The organism is Streptomyces sp. NPDC020379, assembly GCF_044387105.1.
In the GTDB taxonomy this organism is placed as follows: domain Bacteria; phylum Actinomycetota; class Actinomycetes; order Streptomycetales; family Streptomycetaceae; genus Streptomyces.
Genome location: NZ_JBIRVR010000001.1, coordinates 536899 through 544641 on the forward strand (window position 1 = coordinate 536899; position 7743 = coordinate 544641).

The window sequence follows — 7743 nt, forward strand, 5'->3', positions numbered from 1 at the left end:
CCTCGCGTCGCGGGCCGTTCGCGGTCGAAAGCCCTTGCGACATCCATAACGCTAGAGAGTTGGAGTGCACTCCAAGCAAGCGAGATCTTGGCGGCACCCCGGCCGGGTTAGGCTCGCACCCATGGAGAGCCTGCGGAAGATCGACAACTGGCCGGTGGAGACCGCTGCGGCGGCGGTGGTGAGGGCCGACGGCAGTCTCGCGGGGGCCCACGGGCCGACCGCGCACCGCTTCGCCCTGGCCTCCGTGACGAAACCGCTCGCCGCGTACGCCGCGCTGCTCGCCGTCGAGGAAGGCGCGATCGAGCTGGACGAGCCGGCCGGTCCGGCCGGGTCCACGGTCCGCCATCTGCTGGCCCACACGTCCGGGCTGGCCTTCGACGAGCACCGGGCGATGGCCGGCCCGGGGACGCGGCGGCTGTACTCCAACGCCGGTTTCGAGGTACTCGGCGACCACATCGCCAAGGCCACGGACATCCCCTTCCCCGAGTACCTGCGGCAGGCCGTGCTGGAGCCGCTCGGCATGACGGCGACGGACCTCCAGGGCTCCCCCGCCAAGGACGGCGTCTCCACCGTCGACGACCTGGCCCGCTTCGCCGCGGAGTTGCAGGCTCCGCGGCTGCTGTCCCGGCAGACGCTCGACGAGGCGACGGCCGTGGCCTTCCCCGGCCTGACCGGCGTCCTCCCCGGCTACGGCCATCAGCGGCCCAACGACTGGGGCCTCGGCTTCGAGATCCGCGACGGCAAGTCGCCGCACTGGACGGGGGCGTCGTCCTCACCGCGCACGTTCGGCCACTTCGGGCAGGCGGGGACGTTCCTGTGGGTGGACCCGGTCGCGGGCGCGGCGTGCGTCGCCCTGACGGACCGCCCGTTCGGGCCGTGGGCGACGGAGGTCTGGCCTGCGCTGACGGATGCGGTCCTGGCTGAGCTGGGCTGATTTTCTTCCCCGGCCCCGCCCCTTCCCGGCCGCGTCTGATGTGCGGCTCCGCCGCGTGGGGGCGCGTGCCCCAGCCCCCCGGCTGACCCGCCGTCGCCTCCCCCAGCTACCTCCCCCGGACTCCGTCCGGGGGAGCCCCCAACGGGCTGGAATGTGCGGACCGTAGCCGGCACATTCAGCCCGTCCGGCGGTTGAGGACAACGCGCGAAGCGTGTTGCGGGGGTCCGGGGGCTTGCCCCCTCAGCCGAAGTGCGGCTCCGCACTCATCTCCCAGATGAGCAACTCCGCGGAATCCAGCGCCTCCACCGTCACCCCCACCGCCTCGAACAACCGCAGAGCATCGCCCTCCGACACCACGTCCCCCTCCACCCGCGCCCGCCCCCGCACGACATGGACGTACAACCACTGCCCGTCCGGCAGGGCACCCCCCTCACCGGCTCCCAGCCGCCGCACATGCAGCACCGCCTCCGCCCCCGCCAGGGGATACGCCCCGTCCGGGACCCGCGGCAGCAGCTCGTAGGAGGGTTCGCCGTCGGCCTCCGACGGGGTGAGCCACATCTGGACGAAGCGCAGGGGGGCGGAGCCCTCGTTCCGTTCGGAGTGCCGCGCCCCGGAGCCCGCGCTGAAGCGCTGGAGGTCGCCGGGGCGGACGACCGCGCGGCGACCGGTGGAGTCCTCGTGGGTGAGTTCGCCCTCGACGACCCAGGTCACGATCTCGACATCGCGGTGCGGGTGCTCGGCGAAGCCCGCGCCGGGCGCGAGGTGCTCCTCGTTGCAGGCGGCCAGCGGCCCGAAACGGACGTTGTCGGGGTCGTAGAAGCCGGAGAAGGAGAACGCGTGCCAGGTCTCGATCCCGGCCTCCGGGTCGCCGCCGCGGAAGCGTTCACCTGCGCGTTGTACGGCGCGTCGCACGTGCGTCATCGGGCTACCGTAGCCCGGCGGCCCCGCTCCGCACCCGAATGAGGCAGGCTTGTCCCCGTGCCTGAACCCGCCGCTAACACCCCGCACCCCCACAGCGCCACCCTCCGCCGTCTGGAGAAGTCGTCCGGCACCCTGGCCGCCGCCGCCATCGCGCGGATGGACGCCCAGCTGCCGTGGTACCGGGCGATGCCCCCGGAGAACCGCTCCTGGATCGGCCTGGTCGCGCAGGCCGGCATCGCGGCCTTCACCGAGTGGTTCCGGCATCCCGAGACGCCGCAGGCCATCAGCACGGACGTCTTCGGCACGGCGCCGCGCGAGCTGACGCGGGCGATCACTTTGCGCCAGACCGTGGAGATGGTCCGCACGACCATCGAGGTCATGGAGTCGGCGATCGACGAGGTGGCCGCGCCGGGTGACGAGTCGGTGCTGCGCGAGGCGCTGCTCGTCTACGCGCGGGAGATCGCCTTCGCCACCGCTCAGGTGTACGCACAGGCCGCGGAGGCGCGCGGCGCGTGGGACGCCCGGCTGGAGTCGCTGGTCGTCAACGCGGTGCTGTCGGGCGAGGCCGACGAGGGCGCCCTCTCCCGGGCGGCCGCCCTCGGCTGGAATTCGCCTTCGCACGTCGCGGTGGTGCTGGGGACGGCGCCCGACGGGGACAGCGAGCTGACGGTCGAGGCGATCCGGCGGGCGTCGCGGCACGCGAAGCTCCAGGTGCTGACGGGGGTGCTCGGGGACCGGCTGGTGGTGATCGCGGGCGGCTCGGACAATCCGCTGCAGGCCGCGAAGGCCCTGATCGGGCCGTTCGCGGCGGGCCCGGTGGTGGCCGGCCCCGTGGTGCCGGACCTGCTGGCGGCCACCCGCTCCGCGCAGGCCGCGGCGGCGGGGCTGAAGGCGTGCGCCGCCTGGCCGGACGCCCCCCGGCCCGTACTCGCCGATGATCTCCTCCCGGAGCGCGCGATGGCCGGGGACGCTACCGCGCGTGAGCAGTTGGTGGAGGAGATCTACAGACCGCTGGAGGAAGCGGGCTCGGCCCTGCTGGAGACCCTCAGCGTCTATCTGGAGCAGGCAAGTAGCCTGGAAGGCGCGGCACGGATGCTGTTCGTCCACCCGAACACCGTGAGATACCGCCTCCGACGTGTGACGGACGTCACCGGCTGGTCACCCTCCGATGTGCGTTCGGCCTTCACCCTGCGAGTAGCGCTGATCCTGGGGCGCCTGGCAGACGCGGAGTGCCAGCTCTAGGCTTTTGTTGGACATCAACAATTCCCCTGACGGTTCTTGGTCCCTGTCCCCACCGGTGACCAGGGCCGTCCACGAGAGAGAGTGTGAGGGTGCTCGTACTCGTCGCCCCCGGCCAGGGCGCTCAGACGCCCGGCTTCCTGACCCCCTGGCTCGACCTCCCCGGTGTCGAAGACCGACTCCGTGAGTGGTCGGCCGCCATCGACCTGGACCTGGTCCACTACGGCACGAACGCCGACGCGGACGAGATCCGCGACACCGCCGTGGCCCAGCCGCTGCTGGTCGCCTCCGCGCTCGTGTCGGCCCGGCAGCTGTTCCCGGCGGCCGGGGACCTCGCCCGCCTGGTGGGCGCCACCGCGGGTCACAGCGTCGGTGAGCTCGCCGCCGCCGCCCTGACCGGGGTCCTCCCCGAGCAGGCCGCCCTGGAGCTCGTACGCAAGCGCGGTCTCGCGATGGCCGAGGCCGCCGCCGTGACGGAGACCGGCATGTCCGCCCTGCTGGGCGGGGACGCCGACGTCGTCCTGCCGCACCTGGAGAAGCTCGGGCTGACGCCCGCCAATGTCAACGGCGCGGGCCAGATCGTCGCCGCGGGCACCGCGGAGCAGCTCGCCGCGCTCGCCGAGGACAAGCCGGAGGGCACGCGCAAGGTCGTCGCGCTGAAGGTCGCCGGCGCCTTCCACACGCACCACATGGCCCCGGCCGTCGCGGCCCTGGAGACGGCGGTGGCCGAGCTCGCCCCCGCCGACCCGCACACGCGGTACGTGTCCAACAAGGACGGCCAGGTCGTGACCTCGGGCTCCGAGGTCGTGCGGCGGCTCGTCGGCCAGGTGGCCAATCCGGTCCGCTGGGACCTGTGCATGGAGACCTTCAAGGAGCTCGGCGTCACCGCGATCGTCGAGCTCGCCCCCGGCGGCACCCTGGTGGGCCTCGCGAAGCGGGCGCTGCCCGGCGTCCGGACCCTCGCGCTCAAGTCCCCGGACAACCTGGACGCGGCGCGTGAGCTGATCGCCGAGTACGCCGACGCCGCGACCCCGGCCGAATAAGGAGCCCCGAGAGCATGACCGCGAAGATCAGGCCCAGCAAGGGCGCCCCCTACGCGCGCATCCTCGGCGTGGGCGGATACCGCCCGACGCGGGTGGTTCCGAACGAGGAGATCCTCAAGCACATCGACTCCTCGGACGAGTGGATCCGCTCCCGTTCGGGCATCGCCACCCGGCACTGGGCGGGCCCCGAGGAGACGGTGTCCGCGATGTCGGTCGAGGCGGCCGGCAAGGCCATCGCCGCCGCGGGCATCAGCCCCGAGCAGATCGGTGGCGTGATCGTCTCCACCGTCTCGCACTTCAAGCAGACCCCGGCGATCGCCACCGAGATCGCGCACAAGATCGGTGCGGGCAGGCCCGCCGCCTTCGACATCTCCGCGGGCTGCGCCGGCTTCGGCTACGGCCTCACCCTGGCCAAGGGCCTCATCGTCGAGGGCTCGGCCGAGTATGTGCTGGTCATCGGTGTCGAGCGGCTGTCGGACCTCACGGATCTGGAGGACCGCGCGACGGCCTTCCTGTTCGGTGACGGCGCCGGTGCCGTGGTCGTGGGCCCCTCGGCGGAGCCGGCGATCGGCCCCACCGTCTGGGGTTCGGAGGGCGACAAGTCCCACACGATCAAGCAGACGGTCGGCTGGGACGAGTACCGCACCACGCCCCTCCCCGGCGGTGACCGCGACGAGGTCCGCCAGGCCATCGAGGAGATCCGTTTCCCCGCCATCACCCAGGAGGGCCAGGCGGTCTTCCGCTGGGCCGTCTTCGAGATGGCGAAGGTCGCCCAGCAGGCGCTGGACGACGCCGGGGTCAGCCCGGCGGACCTGGACGTCTTCATCCCGCACCAGGCCAACATGCGGATCATCGACTCGATGGTGAAGACCCTCAAACTGCCGGAGAGCGTCACGGTCGCCCGCGACGTGGAGACCACCGGCAACACCTCCGCGGCCTCCATCCCGCTGGCCATGGAGCGGCTCCTGGCCACGGGGCAGGCGAAGAGCGGGGACACCGCGCTCGTCATCGGTTTCGGGGCGGGTCTCGTCTACGCCGCCACGGTCGTTACCCTCCCCTAGGCGAGAATCCGCGCGGCCCCGCCGTACGGCCCCTCCCGCATCAGCAGATTTCCATAACGCAGCAGTTTCACCGCACATAGAAGGAGCGCCGCAATGGCTCACACCCAGGAGCAGATCCTCGAGGGTCTCGCCGAGATCGTCAACGAGATCGCCGGCATCCCCGTCGAGGACGTCAAGCTGGACAAGTCCTTCACCGACGACCTGGACGTCGACTCGCTGTCCATGGTCGAGGTCGTCGTGGCCGCCGAGGAGCGCTTCGACGTCAAGATCCCCGACGAGGACGTCAAGAACCTCAAGACCGTCGGTGACGCTGCCGACTACATCCTGAAGCACCAGGCCTGATCCAAGCGTTCGTCGCCACCCCAGTGGTGGCGGTTCCAGCACCTCTACACGTGGAGACAGAATCCCTGTGAACCCGACCAATCGCACCGTGGTCGTCACCGGTATCGGCGCAACCACACCGCTGGGTGGCGACAGCGCATCGACCTGGGAGGGCCTGCTCGCCGGGCGCTCCGGGGTCCAGCCCCTGGAAGGCGAGCGATTCGCCGACCTCCCCGTCCGGATCGCGGCCCGCGCGGCCGTCGACCCCGAGGACGTCCTGCCCCGCCCGCTCACCCGCAAGACGGACCGGTCCGCGCAGTTCGCGCTGATCGCCGCCCGTGAGGCGTGGGCCGACGCGGGCTTCACCGCCAAGGCCGGCGAGGACGCGTCGATCGCGCCCGAGCGGCTCGGCACGGTCATCGCCTCCGGCATCGGCGGCGTGACCACGCTCCTCGACCAGTACGACGTGCTCAAGGAGAAGGGCGTCCGCCGCGTCTCCCCGCACACCGTGCCCATGCTGATGCCCAACGGCCCCTCCGCCAACGTCGGCCTGGAGGTGAACGCCCAGGCGGGCGTGCACACCCCGGTCAGCGCCTGCGCGTCCGGCGCCGAGGCGATCGGCTACGCCGTGGAGATGATCCGCACCGGCCGTGCCGACGTGGTCGTCGCCGGCGGCACCGAGGCGGCCATCCACCCGCTGCCGATCGTGGCCTTCGCCAACATGATGGCGATGTCCAAGAACAACGACGAGCCGCAGAAGGCGTCCCGCCCGTACGACAAGGGCCGTGACGGCTTTGTCCTCGGCGAGGGCGCGGGCGTCGTCATCCTGGAGTCGGCCGAGCACGCCGCCGCGCGCGGTGCCCGTGTCTACTGCGAGGTGCTGGGCCAGGGGCTGTCCGCGGACAGCCACCACATCGCGCAGCCCGAGCCGACCGGCCGCGGCATCGCCGCCGCGCTCCAGAACCTGCTCGACAACAGCGACCTCAAGCCTTCGGAGATCGTGCACCTCAACGCGCACGCCACCTCCACCCCGCAGGGCGACGCCGCCGAGATCAAGGCCCTGCGCAAGGTCCTCGGCGACGACCTCGACCACGTCGCGGTGTCCGCCACCAAGTCGATGACCGGCCACCTGCTGGGCGGCGCCGGCGGCATCGAGACGGTCGCGACCGTCCTGGCCCTGCACCACCGGATGGCCCCGCCGACCATCAACGTCGACGACCTGGACGAGGACATCGACGCGGACATCGTCCGCGACCGGCCGCGTCCGCTGCCCGAGGGCCCGATCGCGGCGATCAACAACTCGTTCGGTTTCGGCGGCCACAACGTGGTCCTCGCCCTCCGCTCGGTCTGATCCCGCGCCCGCGACGCGCGAGCGGCCCGCCCCGGTTCGTCCGGGACGCTGTTGGCGAATTACGGGCCGTGTGCGTGACGTCGGCCTCCAAGACCTGGTTGTGGTCTTGGAGGCCGACGTTGTCGTATGGGGTGGGTGCGGATGTCGATGCAGCCGAAGGGGTCTGGGGAGATCCCGGCGGAGACGGTGCGGGTGGCGCGGGCCGCGTTCCCGAAGGGAAGCCTGGCGATTCGGGTGAGGGACGAGCTGGGGCCGTTGTTCACGGACGAGGAGTTCGCCGACCTGTTTCCGGCGCGGGGCAAGCCTGCCTGGTCACCGGGGCGGCTGGCGGTGGTGCTGGTGTTGCAGTTCGTGAAGGGGCTGACCGACCGGCAGGCCGCGGAGGCAGTGCGGGCGAGAATCGACTTCAAATACGCCCTCGGGCTGGAGCTGGGTGATCCAGGGTTCGATTACTCGGTACTTTCGGAGTTCCGGGACCGTCTGATCACTGCGGATGCCGGCCGCCAGGTGTTGGACGGGATCTTGGCCGCGGCCCGGGAACGAGGGCTGCTCAAGACGGCAGGCCGGGCCAGGACCGACGCCACCCACGTGCAGAGTGCGGCAAGGGCGCTGAACTGGCTGGAGCATGTCGCGGAAACATTGCGCTCTGCCCTGAACGCGCTGGCCCAGGCAGCCCCCGACTGGCTGGCGGAGGTGGCCGAGCCGGACTGGTTCAAGCACTACGCGACCCGGGCCGAGGACTCACGTTTCCCCCAAGCTCGGTCCAAGCGGGAGGAAGTCGGCCGAAGGATCGGGGCGGACGGGATGCACCTGCTGATGGCGGTGACCTCCCCCGAAACGGACGGGCGACTGCGCGTGCTGCCCGAGGTGGAG

At 71.7% G+C, this 7743-nt stretch carries 8 protein-coding genes; 7 read left to right on the forward strand and 1 reads right to left on the reverse strand.

Annotated elements, in window-relative coordinates; translation table 11 throughout:
- Window positions 1–121 precede the first annotated feature (121 nt).
- Window positions 122–934 carry a serine hydrolase domain-containing protein gene (locus ACH427_RS02470; RefSeq protein WP_398867467.1) on the forward strand — a complete coding sequence of 271 codons (813 nt, stop codon included), beginning with the start codon at window positions 122–124 and terminating at the stop codon, window positions 932–934.
- A 240-nt stretch (window positions 935–1174) separates the two neighbouring features.
- Here ACH427_RS02470 and ACH427_RS02475 read toward each other — a convergent pair whose 3' ends face one another.
- Window positions 1175–1855: a pirin family protein gene (locus tag ACH427_RS02475; protein WP_398867468.1), complete on the reverse strand. Its 681-nt coding sequence runs from the start codon at window positions 1853–1855 to the stop codon at window positions 1175–1177.
- Window positions 1856–1912: 57 nt separating this feature from the next.
- On the opposite strand from ACH427_RS02475, the gene ACH427_RS02480 reads away from it, so the two are divergent.
- The 6 genes from ACH427_RS02480 to ACH427_RS02505 form a co-directional block, all read left to right on the forward strand.
- A complete protein-coding gene (locus ACH427_RS02480; protein ID WP_398867469.1) occupies window positions 1913–3097 on the forward strand; it encodes a PucR family transcriptional regulator in 1185 nt (394 codons plus the stop codon).
- 89 nt (window positions 3098–3186) lie between these two features.
- Window positions 3187–4137 (forward strand): ACP S-malonyltransferase, encoded by a 951-nt coding sequence (locus ACH427_RS02485; protein ID WP_398867470.1) that lies wholly within the window; start codon window positions 3187–3189, stop codon window positions 4135–4137.
- Window positions 4138–4151: 14 nt separating this feature from the next.
- Window positions 4152–5198, forward strand: coding sequence for a ketoacyl-ACP synthase III (locus tag ACH427_RS02490; RefSeq protein ID WP_398867471.1), 1047 nt, complete (start codon window positions 4152–4154; stop codon window positions 5196–5198).
- A gap of 93 nt (window positions 5199–5291) precedes the next feature.
- The gene (locus tag ACH427_RS02495; protein WP_398867472.1) at window positions 5292–5540 is read left to right on the forward strand and encodes an acyl carrier protein; all 249 of its coding nucleotides are present in this window, start codon (window positions 5292–5294) and stop codon (window positions 5538–5540) included.
- Between the two features lie 67 nt (window positions 5541–5607).
- Entirely contained in the window at window positions 5608–6870 is a 1263-nt protein-coding gene (fabF, locus tag ACH427_RS02500) for a beta-ketoacyl-ACP synthase II (RefSeq protein ID WP_398867473.1), read from the forward strand.
- A gap of 141 nt (window positions 6871–7011) precedes the next feature.
- The coding region (locus ACH427_RS02505; protein ID WP_398867474.1) for a transposase at window positions 7012–7743 on the forward strand (732 nt) is incomplete at its 3' end.

What these genes read in the sequence shown, in the direction of transcription:
- ACH427_RS02470 (WP_398867467.1), top strand. Translation starts at nt 122, where the DNA reads ATGGAGAGCCTGCGGAAGATCGACAACTGGCCGGTGGAGACCGCTGCG.
- ACH427_RS02475 (WP_398867468.1), bottom strand. Translation starts at nt 1,855, where the DNA reads ATGACGCACGTGCGACGCGCCGTACAACGCGCAGGTGAACGCTTCCGC.
- ACH427_RS02490 (WP_398867471.1), top strand. Translation starts at nt 4,152, where the DNA reads ATGACCGCGAAGATCAGGCCCAGCAAGGGCGCCCCCTACGCGCGCATC.
- ACH427_RS02495 (WP_398867472.1), top strand. Translation starts at nt 5,292, where the DNA reads ATGGCTCACACCCAGGAGCAGATCCTCGAGGGTCTCGCCGAGATCGTC.